This is a genomic window from Blastococcus saxobsidens (genome assembly GCF_010682065.1).
Classification (GTDB): Bacteria; Actinomycetota; Actinomycetes; order Mycobacteriales; family Geodermatophilaceae; genus Blastococcus; species Blastococcus saxobsidens_B.
The window spans coordinates 68397-89452 of record NZ_JAAGWG010000010.1; the positions used below are offsets into that span (position 1 = coordinate 68397).

The 21056-nt window shown below is 73.8% G+C and carries 23 protein-coding genes; 11 read left to right on the forward strand and 12 right to left on the reverse strand.

Annotation, left to right across the window (positions count from 1 at the left end; all coding sequences use genetic code 11):
- Window positions 1–61: 61 nt before the first annotated feature.
- Window positions 62–919, forward strand: coding sequence for a lysophospholipid acyltransferase family protein (locus GCU60_RS08380; protein ID WP_163204132.1), 858 nt, complete (start codon window positions 62–64; stop codon window positions 917–919).
- A gap of 18 nt (window positions 920–937) precedes the next feature.
- Here the strand turns inward: GCU60_RS08380 and GCU60_RS08385 are convergent, their stop codons facing one another.
- Together GCU60_RS08385 and GCU60_RS08390 are read right to left on the reverse strand one after the other, a co-directional pair.
- Window positions 938–1465 (reverse strand): GNAT family N-acetyltransferase, encoded by a 528-nt coding sequence (locus tag GCU60_RS08385; RefSeq protein ID WP_163204134.1) that lies wholly within the window; start codon window positions 1463–1465, stop codon window positions 938–940.
- A 38-nt stretch (window positions 1466–1503) separates the two neighbouring features.
- Window positions 1504–2064 carry a dihydrofolate reductase family protein gene (locus tag GCU60_RS08390; RefSeq protein WP_163204137.1) on the reverse strand — a complete coding sequence of 187 codons (561 nt, stop codon included), beginning with the start codon at window positions 2062–2064 and terminating at the stop codon, window positions 1504–1506.
- 199 nt (window positions 2065–2263) lie between these two features.
- On the opposite strand from GCU60_RS08390, the gene GCU60_RS08395 reads away from it, so the two are divergent.
- From GCU60_RS08395 to GCU60_RS08410, 4 genes are all read left to right on the forward strand, one after another.
- Window positions 2264–3778: an amidohydrolase gene (locus GCU60_RS08395; RefSeq protein ID WP_163204139.1), complete on the forward strand. Its 1515-nt coding sequence runs from the start codon at window positions 2264–2266 to the stop codon at window positions 3776–3778.
- A 538-nt stretch (window positions 3779–4316) separates the two neighbouring features.
- On the forward strand, window positions 4317–5951 hold the full coding sequence (lnt, locus tag GCU60_RS08400) for an apolipoprotein N-acyltransferase (protein WP_345770483.1): 1635 nt from the start codon (window positions 4317–4319) through the stop codon (window positions 5949–5951).
- Complete coding sequence (locus GCU60_RS08405; protein ID WP_163204141.1) at window positions 5948–6721, forward strand: polyprenol monophosphomannose synthase; 774 nt, start codon at window positions 5948–5950, stop codon at window positions 6719–6721. Before lnt ends, GCU60_RS08405 begins: the two co-directional genes overlap by 4 nt.
- A gap of 63 nt (window positions 6722–6784) precedes the next feature.
- A complete protein-coding gene (locus tag GCU60_RS08410) occupies window positions 6785–7288 on the forward strand; it encodes an FxsA family protein (RefSeq protein ID WP_163204143.1) in 504 nt (167 codons plus the stop codon).
- A gap of 50 nt (window positions 7289–7338) precedes the next feature.
- On the opposite strand, the gene GCU60_RS08415 is transcribed toward GCU60_RS08410, so the two are convergent.
- From GCU60_RS08415 to GCU60_RS08435, 5 genes are all read right to left on the reverse strand, one after another.
- Window positions 7339–7683, reverse strand: a complete 345-nt coding sequence (locus tag GCU60_RS08415; RefSeq protein ID WP_163204146.1) for an RNA polymerase-binding protein RbpA — start codon at window positions 7681–7683, stop codon at window positions 7339–7341.
- A gap of 200 nt (window positions 7684–7883) precedes the next feature.
- The gene (locus GCU60_RS08420; RefSeq protein WP_163204148.1) at window positions 7884–8639 is read right to left on the reverse strand and encodes a thymidine kinase; all 756 of its coding nucleotides are present in this window, start codon (window positions 8637–8639) and stop codon (window positions 7884–7886) included.
- Window positions 8636–9988 (reverse strand): MFS transporter, encoded by a 1353-nt coding sequence (locus tag GCU60_RS08425; RefSeq protein WP_163204150.1) that lies wholly within the window; start codon window positions 9986–9988, stop codon window positions 8636–8638. Before GCU60_RS08425 ends, GCU60_RS08420 begins: the two co-directional genes overlap by 4 nt.
- Window positions 9989–10040: 52 nt before the next feature.
- Window positions 10041–10943: a lysophospholipid acyltransferase family protein gene (locus tag GCU60_RS08430; RefSeq protein WP_345770484.1), complete on the reverse strand. Its 903-nt coding sequence runs from the start codon at window positions 10941–10943 to the stop codon at window positions 10041–10043.
- Window positions 10928–11704: a glycerophosphodiester phosphodiesterase gene (locus tag GCU60_RS08435; protein WP_345770485.1), complete on the reverse strand. Its 777-nt coding sequence runs from the start codon at window positions 11702–11704 to the stop codon at window positions 10928–10930. Before GCU60_RS08435 ends, GCU60_RS08430 begins: the two co-directional genes overlap by 16 nt.
- A 153-nt stretch (window positions 11705–11857) precedes the next feature.
- Between GCU60_RS08435 and GCU60_RS08440 the strand changes: the two genes are divergently transcribed.
- On the forward strand, window positions 11858–12265 hold the full coding sequence (locus GCU60_RS08440; RefSeq protein ID WP_239520735.1) for a hypothetical protein: 408 nt from the start codon (window positions 11858–11860) through the stop codon (window positions 12263–12265).
- Between the two features lie 13 nt (window positions 12266–12278).
- Here the strand turns inward: GCU60_RS08440 and GCU60_RS08445 are convergent, their stop codons facing one another.
- Both GCU60_RS08445 and GCU60_RS08450 read right to left on the reverse strand, forming a co-directional pair.
- Window positions 12279–12515 carry a hypothetical protein gene (locus GCU60_RS08445; RefSeq protein ID WP_163204152.1) on the reverse strand — a complete coding sequence of 79 codons (237 nt, stop codon included), beginning with the start codon at window positions 12513–12515 and terminating at the stop codon, window positions 12279–12281.
- Window positions 12516–13046: 531 nt separating this feature from the next.
- A complete protein-coding gene (locus GCU60_RS08450; protein ID WP_163204154.1) occupies window positions 13047–14129 on the reverse strand; it encodes a DNA glycosylase AlkZ-like family protein in 1083 nt (360 codons plus the stop codon).
- Window positions 14130–14202: 73 nt separating this feature from the next.
- Between GCU60_RS08450 and GCU60_RS08455 the strand changes: the two genes are divergently transcribed.
- The 3 genes from GCU60_RS08455 to GCU60_RS08465 all read left to right on the forward strand — a co-directional run bounded on the left by GCU60_RS08455 (window position 14203) and on the right by GCU60_RS08465 (window position 15495).
- Window positions 14203–14793 (forward strand): hypothetical protein, encoded by a 591-nt coding sequence (locus GCU60_RS08455; protein ID WP_163204156.1) that lies wholly within the window; start codon window positions 14203–14205, stop codon window positions 14791–14793.
- An 80-nt stretch (window positions 14794–14873) separates the two neighbouring features.
- On the forward strand, window positions 14874–15236 hold the full coding sequence (locus GCU60_RS08460) for a VOC family protein (RefSeq protein WP_345770486.1): 363 nt from the start codon (window positions 14874–14876) through the stop codon (window positions 15234–15236).
- 70 nt (window positions 15237–15306) lie between these two features.
- On the forward strand, window positions 15307–15495 hold the full coding sequence (locus GCU60_RS08465) for a hypothetical protein (protein WP_163204160.1): 189 nt from the start codon (window positions 15307–15309) through the stop codon (window positions 15493–15495).
- A 125-nt stretch (window positions 15496–15620) separates the two neighbouring features.
- Here GCU60_RS08465 and GCU60_RS08470 read toward each other — a convergent pair whose 3' ends face one another.
- Entirely contained in the window at window positions 15621–16217 is a 597-nt protein-coding gene (locus GCU60_RS08470; protein ID WP_163204162.1) for an antibiotic biosynthesis monooxygenase, read from the reverse strand.
- A gap of 124 nt (window positions 16218–16341) precedes the next feature.
- Here GCU60_RS08470 and GCU60_RS08475 point away from each other — a divergent pair, with 124 nt between their 5' ends.
- Window positions 16342–17046 carry a M50 family metallopeptidase gene (locus tag GCU60_RS08475; protein ID WP_345770487.1) on the forward strand — a complete coding sequence of 235 codons (705 nt, stop codon included), beginning with the start codon at window positions 16342–16344 and terminating at the stop codon, window positions 17044–17046.
- Between the two features lie 153 nt (window positions 17047–17199).
- Here the strand turns inward: GCU60_RS08475 and GCU60_RS08480 are convergent, their stop codons facing one another.
- Both GCU60_RS08480 and GCU60_RS08485 read right to left on the reverse strand, forming a co-directional pair.
- The gene (locus GCU60_RS08480; protein WP_163204164.1) at window positions 17200–19560 is read right to left on the reverse strand and encodes a glycosyl hydrolase family 65 protein; all 2361 of its coding nucleotides are present in this window, start codon (window positions 19558–19560) and stop codon (window positions 17200–17202) included.
- Window positions 19557–20300 carry a beta-phosphoglucomutase family hydrolase gene (locus GCU60_RS08485; RefSeq protein WP_163204166.1) on the reverse strand — a complete coding sequence of 248 codons (744 nt, stop codon included), beginning with the start codon at window positions 20298–20300 and terminating at the stop codon, window positions 19557–19559. Before GCU60_RS08485 ends, GCU60_RS08480 begins: the two co-directional genes overlap by 4 nt.
- A 206-nt stretch (window positions 20301–20506) precedes the next feature.
- Between GCU60_RS08485 and GCU60_RS08490 the strand changes: the two genes are divergently transcribed.
- A complete protein-coding gene (locus GCU60_RS08490) occupies window positions 20507–21052 on the forward strand; it encodes a YbhB/YbcL family Raf kinase inhibitor-like protein (RefSeq protein ID WP_163204168.1) in 546 nt (181 codons plus the stop codon).
- Window positions 21053–21056 lie beyond the last annotated feature (4 nt).

Consider the following 21056-nt stretch of genomic DNA (forward strand, 5'->3'; position numbering starts at 1 on the left):
CGGGTCACCCGGCAGTGCGCCGGGGCGGCGGGCGGCAGGGGCACCCGCTAGATTCCGCGCCATGCACACGGTGAGCTGGCGAGACGTGGTCCGGCCAGGGCTGTACGGCCCGAGACCCGATCCCCGCGACCGGCCCTACCGGTTCGTCATCCGCATCGCGCTGGTCGTGTTCCGGCTGTTCCGCTTCCGGTTCGACGTCCGCGGCTCGCAGCACGTGCCGGTCACCGGTGGCGCGATCATCTGCAGCAACCACGTCAGCTACTTCGACTTCACCTACCTCGGGCTGGCCGCGCTGCCCCAGCACCGCCTGGTCCGGTTCATGGCCAAGAAGGCGGTGTTCGACAACGGCGTGGCCGGACCGTTCATGCGCGCGATGCGACACATCCCGGTCGACCGGAAGGCCGGATCGGCCGCCTTCGAGGCGGCGGTCCGCGCCCTCAAGGACGGCGAGGTCGTCGGCATCTTCCCCGAGGCGACGATCAGCACCAGCTTCACCGTGAAGGACCTCAAGGCCGGCGCCGCGCGCATGGCCATCGACGCCGGCGTGCCGATCATCCCGGCTGCGGTCTGGGGCGGGCACCGGGTCGCCACCCGGAACCGCAAGGTCGCGTGGCGGCGCGGCATCCCCGTCACCGTGATCGTCGGGGACCCCCTCGTCCCGCAGCCGGGCGAGAAGATCCCGGCCCTGATGCAGCGGACGCGGGAGGCGATGGAGGCGCTCCTCGACGAGGCGCAGCGCACCTATCCCGACCAGCCGGTCGACGGTGAGGGCTGGTGGCAGCCGGCCCACCTGGGCGGCACCGCCCCCACGCCTGCCGAGGCAGCCGTCGGCGACGCCGCCCGGGCGGCCGGCGAGGTGGTGAAGAAGCGCCGGAAGTCGCCGCTGCAGCGGGTGACCAGCCGTCTGCGGCGCCGCTGAGGCGTCGCACCGCAGCGGTCAGTCGACGACGTCCGGCGCCATGAGCCGGAAGGCCTCCAGCTCGACGCCGTACCACCGGCACATGCGGCCCAGCGGCTCCATGCCCAGCCGCCGGCACACGCCCATCGAAGCCTCGTTGCCCGGCCGCACGACGGCGTAGACCTCGGGCAGCCCCAGGCCGAAGGCCCGGTCGATCACCGCCCGGGCCGCCTCGGTCGCATAGCCGTGGCCCCACGAGTCGGGGTGGAGGTGCCAGCCGATCTCGACCTCGCCCACGCCGTGGGGCAGGGGCTTGAGCAGCAGCGTCCCGCCGGGCACCCCGTCGGGCCGTTCCACCGCCCAGCAGCCGAAGCGCTCATCGGTCCGGTGGACGCCCTGCCAGCGGGTCACCAGCTCCGGCAGCGAGACGGTCGGCGGCCCGCCGAGCCAGCGCGTGACCTCCTCCCGGCCGTAGATGTCGGCCAGGCGCGCCAGGTCGGCAGGGGAGGTGGTCCACGGGCGCAACCGCAGCCGGCCGGTGCACAGCAGCTCGCCTTCGCCTCCCATCCGGAAGGGCTACCGCCGGACCCGCACGGCAAACATGCTCAGGGGCGGCCGTGGCGCAGCAGCACGACGCCGTTGCCGAAGGCCCGGGTCTCCAGCAATCGCAGCGGGGTCCGCCGATCCGTCGGCGGGAACATCGGCCGGCCCCGACCGATCAGCACAGGGTGGACGTACAGCCGGTACTCGTCGACCAGGTCGTGCTCGGCGAACGCAGCAGCCAGGGTCGCGCCACCCACGATCACCGGTCCGTCCAGCCGCGCCACCCGTGCCCGCACCTCCTCGGGGACGACGTCCCGCAGCAGCTCGGCGTTCGGCCCCACGCGCTGCAGGGTGCGGGAGAAGACCACCTTGGGCGTCTCCCGCCAGATGCCGGCGAAGTCCCGCTCAGCGGCCGAGGCGCCGGGGTCGTCGTCCGCCGTCGGCCAGTGACCCTCCATCAGCTCGTACACGACCCGCCCCTCGTAGAAGGCCGCGGCGGCGCGCAGCTCGTCGTTGAAGTGGCTGTGCAGCTCCTCGTCGACCACGTGCCAGTCGATCTCGCCGTCCGGACCGGCGATGAAGCCGTCGAGCGAGAACCCCATGTGCACCACGACGTAGCCCATGACCGCCGAGGATGCACCGTCCCGGTCGCCGGGGGAACCCGGTCGGCGCCGGGGCGGGTCCGGAGACGTGGTCTTCTTCTCCCGCACCCGCCTGCCGGCGGGGCCTGGACCGAGCGAGGGAGTGACCGGGGACGTGACGACGCGAGCAGGGAACGACTTCCCGTCGGGGGCGCACCACGGCGGTCCCGGGGGAGACGGCATGAGCATGGTGATCACCGACGTCACCGTGGGCGACCGGCCCGGTCGGGCGTTGCTCGTGGAGAACGGGCGGATCGCCTGGCTGGGCGCGGCGGCCGACGCGCCGGGCGCAGACCGGGTGGTGACGGGGGAGGGGGCGCTGCTCACCCCGGCCTTCGTCGATGCGCACGTGCACGCCACGGCGACGGGGCTGGCGCTGACCGGTCTCGACCTCCACTCGAGCCTGAGCGTTGCCGACGCCGTCACCGACCTCCGAGCGCACGTCGACCGCTCGACCAGCGGGATCGTCCTGGGCACCGGCTGGGACGAGACCGGCTGGCCCGAGCGGCGCGGGCTCACCCGCCACGACGTCGACGCGGTCGTGGGGGACCGCCCGGCGTACCTGGCACGGGTCGACGTGCACTCGGCCACGGTCTCCACGGCGCTGCTGGACCGGATCCCGGGCATCGCCGAGCTGCCCGGCTTCTCGACGGACGGGCGGCTGCGGCTCGACGCCCACCACGCCGCCCGGCAGGCCGCCTACGGCTCGGTCGACGCCGTCCAGCGCCGGGCGGCGCAGGAGGCCACCCGGGCGGCAGCTGCCGCGTTGGGCATCGGCAGCCTGCACGAGATGGCCGGCCCGGAGGTCTCCTCGGCCGAGGACCTGCGGGAGCTGCTGGCGCTGGCCGCAGGCAGCCCGGGCCCGCGGGTGCTCGGCTACTGGGGTGAGCTGTCCGAGCGCGGTGGGCTGGACCTGGTGCGCGAGCTCGGCCTGGCCGGCGCGGGCGGTGACCTGTTCTGCGACGGCGCCTTCGGCTCGCACACCGCCGCCCTGAGCAGTCCCTACAGCGACAGGCCCGACACGGCGGGCGCGCTGCGGTTCGAGACGGCGTCCCTCGTGGCGCACGTCCGGGACTGCACCGTCGCCGGGATCCAGGCGGGCTTCCACTGCATCGGCGACGCCGCCGTCGGCCAGGTCCTCGACGCCGTGGGCGCCGTCGTCGACGAGCTGGGTGTCGCCGCCGTCCGGGCCTGCCGGCACCGGCTGGAGCACCTGGAGATGGTGACCGGCGACGTCATCGACCGGATGCGCGCGTGGGGCATGGTGGCCAGCGTCCAGCCCGCGTTCGACGCGGCCTGGGGCGGGGACGCCGGCATGTACGCCGAACGGCTCGGCCGAGAGCGGGCCCTGGCCACCAACCCGTTCGCCGATCTGGCCGAGGGGGAGGTCGTGCTGGCGCTGGGCAGCGACGCCCCCGTGACGCCGCTGGACCCCTGGGGTGGGGTGCACGCCGCCGTCGACCACCGGACGCCGGCCTCCGGGCTGCGACCCTTCGACGCCTTCGACGCCGCCACCCACGGCGGCTGGTCCGCCGCGCGCAGCGAACACCCGGCCGGCCCCCTCGCCGTGGGGGCGCCGGCCGACCTCGCGCTCTGGGCGACGACGGATGGACTGTCCCGGGTGCTCGCCGACCGGGGCCGGCCGGAGTGCCGACTGCTGGTCGTCGACGGGCTCACGGTGGGCGGGCAGCCGTGAGCTCCGACCGCCGTCCGACCGGGAACGGCGAAGAGTAACGATCCGGTCACACTCCGACTCTCAGCCCTCGAAGGTCTCGATTCCGCCGGGGTGCACTTCTTACAGTGCCTGGAGTTCCTGACCGGGCGCACCGCTGGTGCTCCTCCGGACGGGCGCGTCCGGTCCGCCTGGCCGGCGCCGGCGGCCGCGTGCCGCCTGCGCCGCACCTGGCACAGGAGGAGCGGCGGGCCGTCGGGGGAGTGCGTGCGGGCATCCCGGTGGAGCCCGCGTGGACCCGCGCCATCAGACAACGGTCGCGCCGCTCGCAGCCAGCGAGCGGCCGTCCGGCCCGAAGGCGCGCCGCCCGCGTGGTGCATCCGCCGGCGCTCCTCGGTCACGGGTCGCGGTCCGTGCGGGCACGTCGGCGTACTCCGCCGCCGGGCCGGGCCGGAATGGGATGCTGGGTCGGGACCGCGCACCACCGGCGGTCCGGACCCCGCCCGAGCGGTGCGGGGAGGATCCGCCCCGTCCGGGCGCGGCAGCATCCAGGAGGCAGCGCGTGCCTGCAGGCAGAGGCGGGCCGGCGACGGGCACCCTGCCGCCCCCCACCGTCCCCGGTGGGGACAGCGGGGTCACGGAGTCCCCGGTCCCGCGGCGCTCGCGCGCCCTGCCGTGGCGCACCCTGCTGGCGGTCGTCGGCGGGCTCGGCACGATGCTGGCGTTCCCCGGTCCCGCTCTCGTGCCCCTCGCCGTCCTGGGTCCCATGGCGCTGGCGCTGGCCGTGCACGGGCAGCGCGTCCGCGCGGGGCTGTGGCTGGGCCTGGTCACGGGCCTCGCCTTCTTCGTCCCGCTGCTGTCGTGGACGGGTACCTACGTCGGCGCCTTCCCGTGGCTGGCGCTCGCCGTCGTGCAGGCGCTGTACCTCGCTCTGCTGGGCGGCGCCGCCGCCCTGATCAGCCGGCTGCCCGGCTGGCCGGTGTGGACAGCGGCGCTGTGGGTCGCCCAGGAGGCGCTCCGCGGTCGCGCGCCCTTCGGCGGCTTCCCCTGGGGACGCCTCGGACTGAGCCAGACGGAGGGGCCGCTGCTGTCCCTGGCCGCCTACGGCGGGGTGCCGCTGGTGAGCTTCGCCGTCGCCCTCACCGGGACGCTGCTCGCCGCGGCCGTCCTGGGGCTGGTCCGCACCGGTCGGGCCGGGTGGATCCGGGTGGCCACCACGGGGCTGGCCGCCGCGGTCGCCGTCCCGCTGGTCGGCGCGCTCGCCTGGCTGCCCCTGCCAGGACCGTCGCTCACCGCGGGCGGCCCGACGGCCACCGTGGCCGTGATCCAGGGCGACGTGCCCCGTGCCGGCCTGGACTTCAACGCCCAGCGCCGGGCCGTGCTGGACAACCACGTGCAGCGCACGCTGGAGCTCGCCGCGGCGGTGGACGCGGGGGAGCAGCGGCAACCGGACCTGGTCCTCTGGCCGGAGAACAGCTCCGACATCGACCCGTACACCAACGCCGACGCCGCGCGGCAGATCGACCGGGCGGCAGCGACCATCGGCGTCCCCATCCTCGTGGGCGCGGTGGTCGAGGGGCCGGGCCGCAACGTCAGCAACACCGCCATCGTCTGGGACCCCCAGAACGGGCCGGGCGACACCTACGTCAAGCGCCACCCCGTGCCGTTCGCCGAGTACATCCCCTACCGCGGCTTCTTCCGGTTCTTCAGCGACAAGGTCGACCTCGTCCGCCGGGACTTCGCCGCCGGCGACGAGGTCGGCCTGCTCGACGTCGGCGGGGTCCGCGTCGGTGACCTGATCTGCTTCGAGGTCGTCTACGACGGGCTGGTCGCCGACGTCGCCGACGCCGGGATGCTCGTGGTCCAGACCAACAACGCGACCTTCGGCTACACCGCCGAGAGCGAGCAGCAGCTGGCGATGAGCCGGGTGCGCGCGGTCGAGCACGGCCGCACCGTCGCCATCGCGGCCACGAGCGGCATCTCGGCCGTCGTCGCGCCCGACGGGACGGTCGTGCGCTCCTCCGAGCTGTTCACCCCGGACGTGTTCGTGGAGGAGATCGCTCAGCGCAACAGCCGCACGGTGGCCGCCCGGCTGGGGTCGGCGCCGGAGTGGCTGCTGACGGCCCTGGGCGTCGGTGCGCTGCTCGTGGTGGCTCGCCGCCCGCTCGCCCGGCGCCGGGCGGGCGAGACCGCATGAGCGAGCGCGTCCTGGTCATCATCCCCACCTACGACGAGGCGGAGAACGTCGAGCGGATCCTGCGGCGCCTGCACGACAGCGTGCCGTCGGCGCACGCCCTCGTGGTGGACGACGGATCACCCGACGGGACCGGGCAGATCGCCGACCGGCTGGCCGCCGCCGACCCCCGGGTGCACGTGCTGCACCGCGCGGCCAAGGCCGGCCTCGGGCGGGCCTACGTCGCCGGCTTCGGGTGGGCCCGCGAGCACGGGTACGACGTGCTGGTCGAGATGGACGCCGACGGCTCGCACCCGCCGGAGCAGCTGCCCCGGCTGCTGGACGCCCTCGCCGACGCCGACCTGGTGCTGGGTTCCCGGTACGTCGACGGTGGCCGGGTGGAGGACTGGCCGGCCCACCGCCTGCTGCTCTCGCGCGTGGGGAACCGCTACACCCGCTGGGCGCTGCGGCTGCCGCTGCAGGATGCCACCGGCGGGTTCCGGGCCGCCCGGGCCGAGCTGATCGACCGGCTGCCCTTCGATCAGGTGTCCAGCGAGGGCTACTGCTTCCAGGTCGACTGGGCGTGGCGTGCGCAGCGGGCGGGTGCCCGGATCACCGAGGTGCCCATCACGTTCACCGAACGGGCGTACGGCCGGAGCAAGATGAGCAGTTCGATCGTTGGAGAGGCATGGGCACGGGTGACCGTGTGGGGCGTGCAGGACCGGCTGGCCGGCTGGCTGCCCGGGAGGGTCGCCCCTCCGGTCTCGGGCCCGGACGGCGACACCCGTCGCTGACCGGGGGCTCCGGACTCCCGGCCCTGCGACGGAGAGGCGGAACGACCATGAGGAGGAACCGACGTGGCTGACCTGGTGCGCCGGCGGCTGCGGCTGGTGGTGGGGCTGACCGCCCTGGCCGAACTGGTGGTCTTCGTGCTCGTCGCCGCCTGGATCGGGGTGGGGGCCACGGTGCTCGCCACGCTGGCCACCAGCGCGCTGGGCTTCGTACTGCTGGGGCGGCAGGGCACGCGCGCGCTCACCGACCTGCGCGAGCGGGCGCGGACCCGCCGGTCGCCCGGGGCCGAGCTGGGCAACGCCGGGCTGATCGCCGTCGGCGGCCTGCTGATGGTGCTGCCGGGCTTCATCGGCGACGTCGTCGGGCTGCTGTGCCTGCTGCCGGGCACGCGGGGGCTGGTGCGCCGGGCGCTGGGACGCCTGGTCCTGTCGCGGCTGCCCGACCGCATGCGGGGACCGGTGCGCGTCCAGAGCGTGCGGACCGCCCAGATGCCGGGCGACGACGTCCCGGGGGAGCGGCGGCCCGTCATCGAGGGCGAGGTCCTGGGCGATCCGCACCGGCGCCCCTGACGCAGAACGGCCCCGGTGGGATCCACCGGGGCCGTTCCGTCATCCGTGCGTCAGCTGGCGCGGGTACGCCGTCCGCGCAGCACCTCGAGGCGCTCGGCGAGGACCTCTTCGAGGTCCTCGACGCTGCGGCGCTCGAGCAGCATGTCCCAGTGGGTCCGCGGAGGCTTGACCTTCTTGGGGGCCGGCTCCGAGCCACCGACGAGCTTCGCGGCGGACCCGTCGAACTTGCACTCCCACGTGTCGGGGAGCTCGGCGTCGTCCGCGAACGGCACCGTGAACAGGTGGCCGGAAGCGCACCGGTACTCGGCGTACTGCCGCTCGATCGGAGCGGTGTTCCGCTCGGTCTCGTAGCTGACGCTGCCCAGTCGGCTGCCGCGCAAGGAACGCTCACCCATGGCACACCGTCCTCTCGTCTTGTGTCGGTCGGGACTCGACGTCCGATCGCCCAGGGGCTTACCCAGTGATCGGGGAGTCAGAGAGATAAACGACGAAAAAGGCGGAGAGATTCCGCCGAATCGGCTGCTCATCATCGCATGGGGTCAGATTCGGGGCTCCGGCGGCCCCTGAGCGCCCCCCGCAGGGGTGAGTCCCGGGCTCAGGGGAGGGCGAGCTGCCCCGGTCCGGCCGCCGTCGGGCCGAGTTCACCGCGCATGTGGTGCCGCCGGCAGAGCACCTGGTAGCGGACGGCGGGGGAGGAACCGGTGGGTTCACCGGGCAGCTCCGCCGGCGCGGTGTCGGCGACGACGACGGTCTCGCCGGAGCGCACCATCGCCCCGTCCACCACCCGGGCGTTGAGCAGTCCGGGCAGCCCGCACCAGCACAGCACCTCGACCTGGATGCGCTGCACGTCGTCGGCGACCTCCAGCAGGCGCTGCGTCCCGGGGAACAGCCGGGTGCGGAAGTCGGTGGTGAGCCCGAAGGCGTAGACGTCGACGTGCGACTCGTCGACCAGCTCGGCGAGCTGGTCGACCTGGCCGGGGGAGAGGAACTGGGCCTCGTCGACGATCAGGTAGTCCACCCGGTGGCCGTCGGCCCAGCGGTCGCGGACCAGCAGCCGCAGGTCCGTGGCGCCGTCGATCTCGATCGCCGACCGGCACAGCCCCACCCGGGAGCTGATCTGCGGGGCGGCCGATCGGTCGCCCTGGGTGACCAGCAGGCCGTGCCGGCCCTGCCGGCTCTGGTTGTGGTCGACCTGCAGGGCCAGCGTCGACTTCCCGCAGTCCATGGGCCCGTGGAAGAACCGCAGGTGCGCGGGAGCGGGATGCCGGCGCCGGTCGCCCGACGCGGGTACGGCCGCCGGCCCGGGCAACGGCAGGGGAGTGGCCGGCTGAACGGCCTCCACCGCGGTCACAGACGCTCCGGTGGGGTGTTGCCCGCAGCCAGGACGGCGCGGCGCATCGGGAGCGCGGCCAGCGCGATGAAGCCGCCCACGAAGAAGATCACCAGGCTGATGATCGCGAGCCGGTAGGACCCGGTGAGCTGGTAGGTGAGCCCGAACGCGAGCGGTCCGAGCCAACTGGTGCCGCGGTCGCTGATCTCGTAGAAGCCGTAGTACTCGGCCTCCTTGCCCGCCGGGATCAGCTGGCTGAACAGCGAGCGGGACAGCGCCTGGGTGCCGCCCTGCACGAGGCCGATGACCGCGGCGAGGGCGTAGAACTGGGCGACCGCCCCGGTCTGCAGGAAGAACGCGGCGAACAGCACGCCGATCCAGGCCACCAGCGCGCCCAGGACCACGCGCTTGGCCCCGTAGCGCCCGGCCATGCGACCCAGCCCGAGAGCGCCGAAGATCGCCACCACCTGGACCATCAGGATCGCGCCGGTGAGCACGTCCTGGGCCAGGTCCAGCTCCTCGGTCGCATAGGTCGCCGACAGCGAGATGACGGTCTGCACGCCGTCGTTGAACAGCAGGTACGCGCCGAGGAACCACAGGGTCAGCGGGAAGGCACGCATCTCCCGGAACGTGGTCGCCAGCTGCCGGAAGCTGCTGCCGGAGCGCAGCGCGGACGCCGCGACCGGGCGGTTGCGCAGCCGGGAGTAGGAGAACAGGGTGAACGCGCCCCACCACAGGCCGGCGGTGGCCAGGCAGATCCGGACCGCCTCGCCGGTGGTCAGCCCCAGGTCCTCGGCGGCGACCACCAGGCCGAGGTGGACGGCGAGCAGCAGCGCACCGCCGACGTAGCCGAACGCCCAGCCCCGGCTGGAGACCTTGTCCCGGTCGTCGGGGCCGGCCAGGTCGGGCAGCCACGAGTAGTAGACGACGGTGGCCGCGCCGAAGCTGATGTTGGCGAGGACGAAGAGCAGGGCCGCCATCAGCCAGCGGCCGTCCCCGGCGAAGAACAGCGCCGTCGTGGCGAGCGCGCCCAGCAGGGCGAAGCCCAGGAGCATCTCCCGCTTGCGCCCGGTGCGGTCGGCGACGGCGCCGGTGAGCGGCAGCACGAGGACCTGCAGGACCACCGAGGCCGAGAGCACGTAGGAGAACCAGCTGCCGGCCGCGATGGACAGGCCGAGGAACGACAGCCGCTCGTCGGGACCGGCGGCGTCCCGGGCGATGGCGGTGAGGTACGGGCCCAGGAAGACGGTCGTCACCGAGGTGTTGAAGACCGACATCGCCCAGTCGTAGGAGTACCAGCCGAACCGTTCGCGCTTGAGCGCGTCATCGACCGGGGGCACCGACGGGGCGGCGGGCGGAGCAGAGGTCACCGCGGCAGATTTCCAGTCCGGCCGCGGCCGGTCCAGCACCGGTGCGGTTCCGTCACGGAATGTCCTCCGGCACGACGCCGCCCGGGAAGGCGGCGACGGCGGTGGTCGGGCGCGTGGGATCGGCGAAGGCGGGGGCGTCCAGCTCGCCGGCGCGCAGCGGCCGCAGCCCACGGGTGAGGGCCGCGGCGATGCGGGTCCGCGCGCGGTTCGCGTCCCCCACCCGGCCCATCTCCAGGTCGTCGAAGTGGACCGGCGGGCCGACGTGGACGCGCAGGACCGGACGCCGGACGACCGCCCGGACCAGGGTGCGCAGCTTGCCCCAGTCGTTGCCGTACTGGAGCACCTCGTGGGCGCCCCACTGGCTGACCGGGATGACCGGCACCCGCAGACCCAGGGCCAGGCGGGCCATCCCTGTCCGCCCGCGCTCCGGCCAGAAGTCCGGCGCCAGGCCGACCCGGCCCTCCGGATAGGCGACGACGTGGCCGCCGTGGACCAGGGCGACCTCGGTGACCCGGACGGCGTGCCGGGCGAGCTCGGTGCCCCGCTCCACCCGGATGGCGCCGGTGCGCTCCAGCAGCGGCCCGGCCACGGGCGCGGACATGATCCCGCCGGTCGCCATGATGCGCGGCATCACGCCCACCCGGTGCAGGGCGACGGCGATGACGAACGGGTCGAAGTCGCCGATGTGGTTCGCGGCCAGGAGGAGCGGGCCGCGACGGAGCTCCTCGGGGATGCCGCCGGTGACCTCGACCCGCCCGAAGATGCTCACCAGCCAGGGGAAGCGGCTCAGCAGGAACCGCCACACCCACCACGGCGGGGCCACCGCGATGGCCAGTTCGCGGGCGAACCACTCCGGGTCGTCCGGGCGGACGAGGTCGGCGAGGTCCTGGGGCAGGGGAGGCGTGCGCGGGTGCCAGCTGCGCAGCCGCTCGCCGAGGCTCACCGCGGTGTCCACTGGCCGCGCTTCTCCAGCACCTCGCGCAGCATGGCGGGCCGGTCGGTCATGATGCCGTCCACACCGAGGTCCAGCATCGCCTCGGCCTCGGCAGGGTCGTCCACGGTCCAGACGTGCACCTGCAGACCACGGGCGTGCGCGGCGGCGATGAAGCGCTCGTCGACCAGCGCGCGGCCGCCCAGCTGCAGCGGCACCTGGGCGCAGCCGGCCTGGATCCGGACCAGCCCGGCGGCGCGCGGCGAGTAGGACGACAGCCGCAGCGCGGCGACCCCGCGGGGCCCCAGCGACGTGCACACCGAGGGTCCGAACAGCCGCCGGGCGGCGGCGATCCGCGCGTCGGAGAAGGAGCCCAGGCAGATGCGGTCGGCCACCTGCATCCGGCGCACCAGCCGGACCAGCGGGGCGAGCACCCCCGCGGCCTTGATGTCGAGGTTGAACCGGACGTCCGGCCAGGCGGCCAGCAGGTCCTCGAGCCGCACGACGGGCTCCCGGCCGCCGATGCGCGCCTCGCTGATCTGCTTCCACGGCAGGGCGTCGATCCGGCCGGGCTGGGAGGTGACGCGCTCCAGCGTGTGGTCGTGGAATGCCACCAGGACGCCGTCCGCGGTCACCTGGACGTCGGTCTCCAGGTACCGGTAGCCCATGTCCACGCAGGCCTGGAAGGCCGGCATCGTGTTCTCCAGGTGCTCGATCGCGCCGCCGCGGTGGGCCATGGCCAGCGGCGTCGGTGCGTCGAGGTAGGCGAACCGCGCGGGGAGCACGCGTTCACGCTAGTGGCAGCGCCCCCGACGCCTGCGGGGCCCCGGCACGGGTGGCCGGGGACGAGCGCCGAGGCGGTGCAGGAGCGCGGTTCCAGGGCGGCGTTGTGGCGTGTCACCCCCGGCTGTCGGTACCGGCGTCTACCGTCCCGAGGCGTGGCACAGCAGCACGCGTCCGGCAGCACGGCGTCCCTCCCCGTCCAGCCCCTCCCCAGCCGGGGGAGCGGTGAGCACCGCCGCTGCGGCTGGTGCCGCCGGGTGTTGCCCGAGCAGGGTTCGGTCGGCCGACCCCGGCTGTACTGCGGCCAGGCCTGCCGTCAGCGTGCCTACGAGCAGCGGGCCGCCACCCAGAAGGCCGGACTGCCCGGTGACGTGGTGCTGGTGTCCCGCGCCGACCTCGACGGCTTGCAGGACCGGTTGTTCCAGCTGCGCTGCGCCTTGGAGGACGTGCAGACCATGCTGGCCGAGCGCCCGACCAAGGCCGAGCTCGAGCGCTCGCTGGCCGACCTGGTGCATTCCACCGGCCGGCTCGACCGCCTGTGGGTCACCGAGCGCTCGAGCTGACGACCTCCCGGACTCAGTCCGGGTCGCTGGTGTCGTCGTCCAGGTCGTCCTGGTCCTGTTCCGGGTTGCTGTTGTCCGGCAGGTTGCCCTGGTCCTCGCTGCCCGGCTCGCCACCGCCGGTGTTCTCGCTGTCGTCGGTCGTCCCGTCGTTCTGGTCCTGTCCTGCGGCCTGGCAGGCGGTCATCGTGGCGCCACCGCCGAAGAGCGCCAGTGCGGCGAACAAGGCGGCGAGCGGGCGTCGGATCTGCATGTCCCGACCCTACGAACACCAGCTGCCGACCGCCCGTCGAACCTGCTGCACCCTTGTACTTACGTCACTGTTACGTAAGTACAAGGGTGCAGCGGGATGGGGGGAGAGGGGCCCTGAGTGCCGCTGGGCGGGATTCGGGCACCGTCGAAGTGCCGATCGACGTACGGCGCCGGACCGAAGATCGACGAACGACCATCAAGATCATCAGGGATCAAGATCGACACATGGGGGAGTCGGACAGACCCGGAGCGACTCGACGAGGCGCAGCGGGTCGGAAGTCGACGCACGGCCACCGAGCGAGAGCCTCGGAAACGGTTGCCGGTGCGACCGACGCTGAGTGCAGGAGCTGCGCGGTCGACGGTGGATCGTCGTCGTCACAGCGACCGCACAGCGCAGGGATGATCCAAGATCACCAACCCCTTCCGTGCCCGTGCAGCTGGCGCCGATAATCGACGTTATGTCAACTAATGTGGAGCGGACGCCGGCGCGAGGCCTCCTGACGCACTCCCCGCCGGTCGCACCGCCCGCACGTCACCGGCGATCCTCGACGGACAGGCCGAGCCAGCCGGCGAGCGCGTCGATCTCGCCTGCGACGTCGTCCCGCATCTCCCGGGTGAACGGCACGTCCTCGTGGAGGCCGCTGACCACCAGCCGGCCCGTCGCCCGGTCGGCACGGACATCGAGCTTCCCCACGAGTCGGTCCCGGTGCAGCACCGGCAGGGCGAAGTAGCCCCACCGGCGCTTGCCCGCCGGCTTGTACATCTCCAGCTGGTACTCGAACCCGAACAGCTCCAGCGTCCGCCGGCGATCGTGCACCAGGCGGTCGAACGGTGAGAGCAGCGCGGTGCGTCCGGTGAACGGCTGCCCGACGGCACCGGGGTCGACCCGCCAGGTCCCGGCCACGCCCTCGACGGTCGCGGGCTCCCCTGCCTCCCCCACGTCCACCGGCTCGACGGGCACGGAGGCGCCCTTCTGGCGGGCGATCCCCAGGGCTCGCAGCCGACGTCCGTCCCGCATGCGTCGCGCCTCCTCGGCCGGCACGACCGGCGTCCCGGCCGGATAGACCCGCTCGGCGAGGTCCCAGAGCCGCTGACGGCCGCGGCGGCCGGCGATCGCCACTTCCCCGCGCATCATCAGGAACTCGAGCATCTGGGTGACGTTGCGGTCGTTGGTCCACCCCGTCGAGGCCCACGGCACCACGCAGGTGTCCGGGACGTCGCGTGACGGCAGCGGGCCCGCCCGGCCGAGCAGGTCCAGCACGTCCCGCCGGAACCGGTCGTTGACCCGCAGCCACTCGCGGGAGGCCTCGCGGCCGGGCCAGACGGACATCGCGGCGAGATACAGCCGCAGATCCTCCATCGGGCGGACCATCGCGTTGTGCTCGAAGAGCGTCCGATCGCGCTCCAGCGCCGTGGTCAGGTGCTCCGGGTGGTAGCCGTCCCCGAGGCGGCTCCACGCGACGAGATCCGCGCTCGGTGCGACGGCGGACGTCGGATCGATCTGCAGCAGCGTCAGGTGACGCACGGTTGCCAGCAGGTCCGAGGGCCGCCGGCCGTCCAGCAGCTGCGCGCGCACGGCGATCGCGCGGGCCTCGTCCCGGCTCAGCCTGTGCACCGCCGAACCCTAGCGAGAGCCGGAGCTGTCGCACATTCCGTCGCGACGGAGCCCACCCAGGAATGATCGGTGCATGCACCGCTCCTGGACCCATGTGGGTCGCTGCTGGACCAACGGCGAGCCGTTCCTCGCTCTGGACTCCGACCTCCTCCCCTCGTGGCGCGGCATGTCGGAGCAGGCGTACGAGGCGCTGGTGCCGCACCTGGCCTACGACCTCACCGCGGTCGCCGTGGGAACGGGCACCGCAGGGCTGGTGCTCACCGACCCGGAGATCGGCGACGAGGGCTGGCTGGAGGTGTTCCGCGCCGACGACGGCAGCATCGCCGTCGTCCAGGTGAACGCCGGGGACTACCGCGGCACGCTGGACGCCGCGCTCGCCTTCCCCACGACCGACGACCAGGAGGGCGACGTCGTCGCGGTGCCCAGCGGGCGGCTGGCTTTCGTCAGCGCGGCTCTGGACGGCACCGGGGAGGACGGCGCCTTCCTCCTGCCCGAGTCCCCCGGGCCGACGCCGGTGTCCGACGAGCTGGGCGACGACTCCGCCACCGACGCCAGCCCGCTGCTCGTCGTCCCGCCGGGTTCGTTCCGGCTGTCGGTCCGCTGGCGCACGGAGCTCTACGCGGACGCCGCCTTCGCACGCTGGCTGCTCATCCGCACGGACTGACCGCCGAGCGGCGCGACCGATGAATGCCGTGGCTGCCGGCAGTCACACGAGCAGACCATCTCGATCCCGCTGGAGGACCCGTGAGCCCGACCATTCGCCCGATCCTCGTCACGCCCGACATCGAGCGGCTGCGCGCCTTCTACGTCGAGCTGCTCGACGCCACGGTCGCCGAGCGCTTCCCCGAGGAGGGGCCCGCGTTCTACCTCGGGCTGCGGATCGGCGACTCCGAGCTCGGCCTCACCGCCGACGCCGCGGTCCAGCCGGGCACGCCCGGCCGGGTCCTGCTCAGCATCGACGTGCCCGACGTCGACGCCCTCCTCCCCCGCGTCGAAGAACTCGGTGGCCGCTCCCCCGGACCGTCGAACGACATGCCCTGGGGTCAGCGCGTCGCGCACGTCTCCGACCCCGACGGCAACGCGCTCAACCTGACGCAGCAGCTGTGACCCGATCCCCGGTTCCGTCCCTCGCCCGCGGGTAGCGCCTGTCAGGACATCCACGCGCCGAGGAGGACGAATGACCGAGCAGCGCCCCGACACCGACGAGAAGCACGAGCCCGGCGGCACCCCCTCCCCCGGGCCGGACAACCTCATCGACAAGCCGGTCACGCCCGGCGACGACGGCAAGGCCACCACGGTGCCCGGCGTCTACGAGGCCGACGAGGCGGAGCGGGAGCGGGGCAAGGCGGTCAAGCCCGGCAACTAGCCGGTTCGGTCCTGCGGGAGGCCGCCGAGGACGGCGTCCAGGGTCCGGGCCATCCTCGTCGACGGCCGGCCCGGCCTTGCCGCCGATCCAGGTGAGCGACCGCACCGCCCCCCGGCGCCGCTCCCCTACCTGTCGCGCCACCGACGGCCCTGCAGCCACCACTGAAGCCGTGCGGTGATCCAGGGCAGCACCACGTAGACCATCAGCGGCGTGAGGACCGCCGTCGTCACGAGCACCCGCAGGACCACGTGCCGGTCCGCCAGCGCTGTCCCGAGGGTCACGGTGGCCAGCAGGTTCATCGGGAAGAAGACCAGCCAGATGGTCAAGGACTGCTTCCACCGTGGCGGGGCGACGGCGGCCCCGCCGGCGCTGACCTCCTCGACCACCGGGGAGTCGAACCAGCCCTCGATGCCCGTCCGGCGCTCGGTGCGCGTCACCTCGGCCAGCCCCTCGCCCGAGCGCAGCCACCACTGCCGTTCGGCGGAGGCCTCCCAGGCCGCCAGCGTCGGCTGGTCGGCGAAGCGGGCGAGCATGTGCCACTCGTCGGCGTCGCGGCGGGAGCGGACCCAGCCGCCACCGAGGAAGCCGGGAAAGCTCTCGGCCATGCTGAGACCGGCGCGGATCCACGCCGTCATCTCGCGCACGTGCGCCGGGTCGGCCCGGCGCGTGAAGGACACCGTCACCGGGAGGTCGTCCCGGGTGACAGGTGCGGACGTCGTCATGCCTCCAATATCGGGCCTCCCGGTGCCCGGGGTGTCACCCGAGGCGGTGTGAGTCCGGACTCCCCGGGTTCGACACCCCCGCCGCTCCCCCGCCGCTGCCAGGTCGGTGCGCGAGACTCCGGGCGTGGAGGCCCTCGCCCGGTTCTGGGAACGCGTGACGGCGACGGTCCCGGATCTCTCGACGACGGTGCTCCTGGTGACCGCCGCGGCCGCGGCCGTACTCGTCCTCTCCCCCACGCTCTGGCGGCCGGCCCGCAACGTCGTGACGATCGCCCACGAGGGCGCCCACGGGCTGGTGGCGCTCGCGGCCGGGCGGCGGCTGTCGGGCATCCGACTGCACTCGGACACCTCCGGCCTGACCGTCTCCGCCGGTCGGCCGACCGGCCTCGGCATGGTGCTGACCTGCGCCGCCGGGTACATCGGACCCGGGCTCTTCGGGCTCGGCGCTGCCGCCCTGCTGGCCGCCGGGCACGCCATCGGGCTGCTGTGGGCGCTCCTGCTCCTGCTCGCGCTGCTGCTCGTGCAGATCCGCAACTGGTACGGCCTGTGGTCGGTCCTGGTCACCGGCGGCATCGTCTTCGCCGCCACCTGGTGGCTGCCGCCGGCCGGGCAGGCCGTGTTCGCCGCGGTGGCCACCTGGTTCCTCCTGCTGGCCGCACCACGCGCCGTGCTGGAGCTGCAGACGGCCCGGCGCCGGCGTGGGGGCTCGGACTCCGACGCCGACCAGTTGGCCCGGCTCACGCCCTTCCCGGCGCTGTTCTGGGTCGGCGTCTTCCTGGCCGTGGACGTTGCTGCTCTCGTTCTGGGCGCGAGGTGGCTGCTCGGCTGACCCCGGTGAGACGCGGCTTGTTGTTGGGGATAACGGTCGTACACCGTCGAGCTGTCCATGTCTGGGCCGGCCTCGGAGTGCTCTGCGAGCGCACTGCCTGCTCCGGGCGCTGGGCAGCACACGCAGAGCGCCCGCTGAACCCCCAGAGCCCGCTCAGATGCGGGAGCGGCGCCGCGGCGCGCAGCCGGGTGGCTGGCGCACCGGCTCCACCTGCGGCGCGGGTGGGATCACGAGGACCATGTCGGCGTGGTCCACGACCACCTGCCGGCCGTGGTGGCGGATCTCCAGCGGGTCGCCGTCCACCAGCCGGTAGGTCGCCTGCCCCGGCTCCACGGTGACCGTGAGCTTGCGTCCCCGGTACACGACCCGGAACCGCAGCCGGGTGATCCGGCTGGGCAGCCGAGGGGCGAACGTCAGCTCCCCGCCGTGGTCGCGCAGGCCCCCGAAACCGGCGACCGCGACGGTCCACCCGCCGGCCAGCGAGGCGATGTGCAGCCCGTGGCCGGAGTTGGAGTGCAGGTTCTGCAGGTCGGTGAGCGCCGCCTCGGCCCAGTACTGGTGCGCCAGCTCGAGGTGCCCGGTCTCCGCGGCGACGACCGCCTGCTGGCTGGCCGACAGCGACGAGTCCCGGGTCGTACGCGCCTCGTAGTAGGCGAAGTCGGCGATCTTCTCCTCGAGGGTGAAGGCGTCACCGCGCAGGTGCAGGGCCATCACCAGGTCGGCCTGCTTGACCACCTGCTTGCGGTAGAGCTCGAAGTAGGGGTAGTTCAGCAGCAGCGGGTAGTGACTCTGCGGCGTGTTCTGGAAGTCCCACTCCTCGTGGTGGGTGAACCCGTCGGACTGCATGTGCACGCCCCGCTGGGTGTCGTACGGCACCGCCATCAGCGACGCGGCCCGCAGCCACTCCTCGACCTCCCCGCCGGTCACCTCCAGGCGGCCGGCCACCTCCGGTTGCCGGTCCACCGCCGCGGCCGCCTCGCGCAGGTTCCGCTGCGCCATCAGGTTCGTGTAGACGTTGTTGTCCACGACGGCGGTGTACTCGTCCGGGCCGGTGACGCCGTCGATGCGGAAGCCGTGCTCGGCGTCGAAGTGCCCGAGCGAGGCCCACAGCCGGGCGGTCTCCACCAGCAGCTCGGCGCCGAAGTCGCGGTCGAAGTCGTCGTCGAGGGTGGCGTGCACGTACCGCGCGACGGCGTCGGCGATGTCGGCGTTGATGTGGAAGGCCGCCGTCCCCGCCGGCCAGTAGCCGGAGGTCTCCTCGCCCCGGATCGTGCGCCACGGGAACGCCGCCCCCCGCAGGCCCAGCTCCTGGGCGCGCTCCCGGGCCAGCGGCAGCGTGGAGTGCCGCCAGCGCAGCGCGTCCCGCGCCGCCGACGGCGCCGTGTAGGTGAGCACCGGCAGCACGTAGGTCTCGGTGTCCCAGAAGGTGTGCCCGTCGTACCCCGGCCCGGTGAGCCCCTTGGCCGGAATGGCCTGGCGCTCGCCGCGCAGGCCCGCCTGCAGGACGTGGAACATCCCGACGCGGACGGCCTGCTGCAGCTCGTCGTCGCCCTCGATCTCGACGTCGGCGTCGTCCCAGTGCTGGGCCAGCAACTCCCGCTGCTCCTGGAGCAGCCGGTCGAATCCGGCCAGCTTCGCCGTGGCCAGCGCCGCCTCCACCTGGTCGCGCAGCGCCGCGCCGGACCGCCGGGAGGACCAGCCGTAGGCCAGGAACTTGACCAGCTTCAGCGATCCGCGCGGCGGGATCCGGGCGGCGAGCGAGTAGCGCGCCAGGTCGCCGACGGCCTCGACGTCCTCGGTGCAGCTGTCCGGGATCTCGATGACGTGGTCCATGCCGGCGGCCAACCGCAGCCGGCTGCGCTTGGTGCGGTGCACGAGCACCGCCCGCCGGCCCCGGGCGGCGGCCAGCTCGCACTGCAGCGGGGAGGCCAGCGCCGCGGCGGCCCGGGGGTCGTCGGAGTCGGCGGCCGCGCCGTCCTCGTTGGCCAGCAGGTCCGACTGCAGCGCGACGTAGAGGTCACCGAGGTCGTCGGTGACCTCCACCTGGTACTCGATGGCGGCGATGGACCGCCGGGCGAGCGACACCAGCCGCGTGCTGGTGACCCGCACGCAGCGCCCGCCGGGCGAACGCCACTCGGTCGACCGGCGCAGCACCCCGGCGCGCAGGTCCAGCGTGCGCCGGTGGTCGATGATCTCGCCGTAGTCCAGGTCCAGCGGCGAGTCCTTGACCAGCAGCCGGATGAGCTTGCCGTCGGTCACGTTGACGACGGTCTGCCCCATCTCGGGGAAGCCGTAGCCGGCCTCGGCGTAGGGCAGCGGCCGCTCCTCGAAGAAGCCGTTGAGGTAGGTGCCCGGCACGACGACCGGCTCCCCCTCCTCGAACGAGCCGCGCATCCCGATGTGCCCGTTGGCCAGGGCGAACACCGACTCGTGGACGGCGAGCGAGGCGTGGTCCAGCCCGACCTCGGTCAGCGACCACGGCTCGATCGGGAAGACCGCGCGCCCTTCGGTCACCGCTCCCCCAGCAGCTGCTCCAGGTCGGTCACGACGACGTCGGCGCCGGACTCGCGCAGCCCGTCGGCCTGGCCCACCCGGTCGACACCGACCACGAAGGCGAACCCGCCCGCGCGCCCGGCGGCGACGCCGGAGAGCGCGTCCTCGAACACCACGGCCTCCCCCGGCTCCACGCCCAGGGCGCGCGCTCCGGCGAGGAACGTGTCCGGCGCCGGCTTCCCCCGCAGCCCGTCGCGCTTGGCGACCACGCCGTCGACGCGGGTGTCGATCAGGTCGGCGAAGCCACCGGAGGCCACCACCTGCTCACCGTTGGCCGACGCGGTCACCACCGCGGTGGCCAGCCCCGCCTCCTTGACCGCGCGCAGATAGCGCACCGAACCCTCGTAGACCTCGACGCCGTGCTCCTCGAGCTCGCGCAGCACCAGTTCGTTCTTGCGGGTGGCCACGCCCGCCACGGTGGCCGCGTCCGGACCGTCCCCGTCGGCGCCCTCGGGCAGCGTGATGCCGCGAGAGGCCAGGAAGTCGCGGACGCCGTCGGCGCGCGGCTTCCCGTCGACGTGGCGGTTGTAGTCCTCCTGCGTGAACTCCTGCGCGTCCGGGTCCCGGCCGCGGAGGAACTCGTCGAAGGTCCGCTTCCACGCCGCCATGTGCACGGTCGCGGTCCGCGTGAGGACGCCGTCGAGGTCGAACAGGCAGGCGCGGACGCCGTCGGGCAGGCCGAGCTCTCGCGGGGTGGGCACGTCCCGACGCTACCGGCGTCCGGTGACGGGCACGTGCTGGAGCTGCGGCGATCCGATGTCCTGGCCGATGTCCTGGCCGATGCGTGGCCGATGCGCCGGCCGGCGACGGCCGACGGGCGGACGGGCCGGGCCCTGCCTAGGGTCGCGACGGGACGGCGAACCGCATCCGACCAGCCGCCCCGCCAGCGATCGAGGGAGAGACCACCATGGCCGACCGGCCCACCCCGCCGAACCCGTACGACTTCCTGCCCCGGGTGCCGGGTTTCCAGGTCACCAGCAGCGACGTCGCCGGGGGGCAGGCGCTGCCCGTGCCGCACGTCAGCGGCGTGATGGGCGCCGGCGGCGAGGACCGCTCCCCGCAGCTGTCCTGGTCGGGCTTCCCCGAGGGCACGAAGAGCTTCGCCGTCACCGTGTACGACCCCGACGCGCCCACGGCCAGTGGCTTCTGGCACTGGGCGGTCGCCAACCTCCCCGCGGACACCACCGAACTGCCGTCGGGCGCCGGCGACAAGGACGCCCCGCAGCTCCCCGGGGGCGCGCTCCAGCTGCGCAACGACGGCGGCTTCGCCGGTTACGTGGGCGCCGCTCCCCCGGCCGGGCACGGCCCGCACCGGTACTTCGTGGTCGTGCACGCCGTGGACACCGAGCGGCTGGACGTCGACGCCGACACCACGCCCGCCGTCCTCGGCTTCAACCTGTTCTTCCACACCCTGGCGCGGGCGACGCTGGTCGCCACCTACGAGCAGGAGTGAGGTG

What these genes read in the sequence shown, in the direction of transcription:
- GCU60_RS08385 (WP_163204134.1), bottom strand. Translation starts at nt 1,465, where the DNA reads ATGGGAGGCGAAGGCGAGCTGCTGTGCACCGGCCGGCTGCGGTTGCGC.
- GCU60_RS08390 (WP_163204137.1), bottom strand. Translation starts at nt 2,064, where the DNA reads ATGGGCTACGTCGTGGTGCACATGGGGTTCTCGCTCGACGGCTTCATC.
- GCU60_RS08405 (WP_163204141.1), top strand. Translation starts at nt 5,948, where the DNA reads ATGAGCGAGCGCGTCCTGGTCATCATCCCCACCTACGACGAGGCGGAG.
- GCU60_RS08455 (WP_163204156.1), top strand. Translation starts at nt 14,203, where the DNA reads ATGCACCGCTCCTGGACCCATGTGGGTCGCTGCTGGACCAACGGCGAG.
- GCU60_RS08445 (WP_163204152.1), bottom strand. Translation starts at nt 12,515, where the DNA reads ATGCAGATCCGACGCCCGCTCGCCGCCTTGTTCGCCGCACTGGCGCTC.
- GCU60_RS08490 (WP_163204168.1), top strand. Translation starts at nt 20,507, where the DNA reads ATGGCCGACCGGCCCACCCCGCCGAACCCGTACGACTTCCTGCCCCGG.
- GCU60_RS08470 (WP_163204162.1), bottom strand. Translation starts at nt 16,217, where the DNA reads ATGACGACGTCCGCACCTGTCACCCGGGACGACCTCCCGGTGACGGTG.
- GCU60_RS08465 (WP_163204160.1), top strand. Translation starts at nt 15,307, where the DNA reads ATGACCGAGCAGCGCCCCGACACCGACGAGAAGCACGAGCCCGGCGGC.
- GCU60_RS08395 (WP_163204139.1), top strand. Translation starts at nt 2,264, where the DNA reads ATGAGCATGGTGATCACCGACGTCACCGTGGGCGACCGGCCCGGTCGG.
- GCU60_RS08415 (WP_163204146.1), bottom strand. Translation starts at nt 7,683, where the DNA reads ATGGGTGAGCGTTCCTTGCGCGGCAGCCGACTGGGCAGCGTCAGCTAC.
- GCU60_RS08380 (WP_163204132.1), top strand. Translation starts at nt 62, where the DNA reads ATGCACACGGTGAGCTGGCGAGACGTGGTCCGGCCAGGGCTGTACGGC.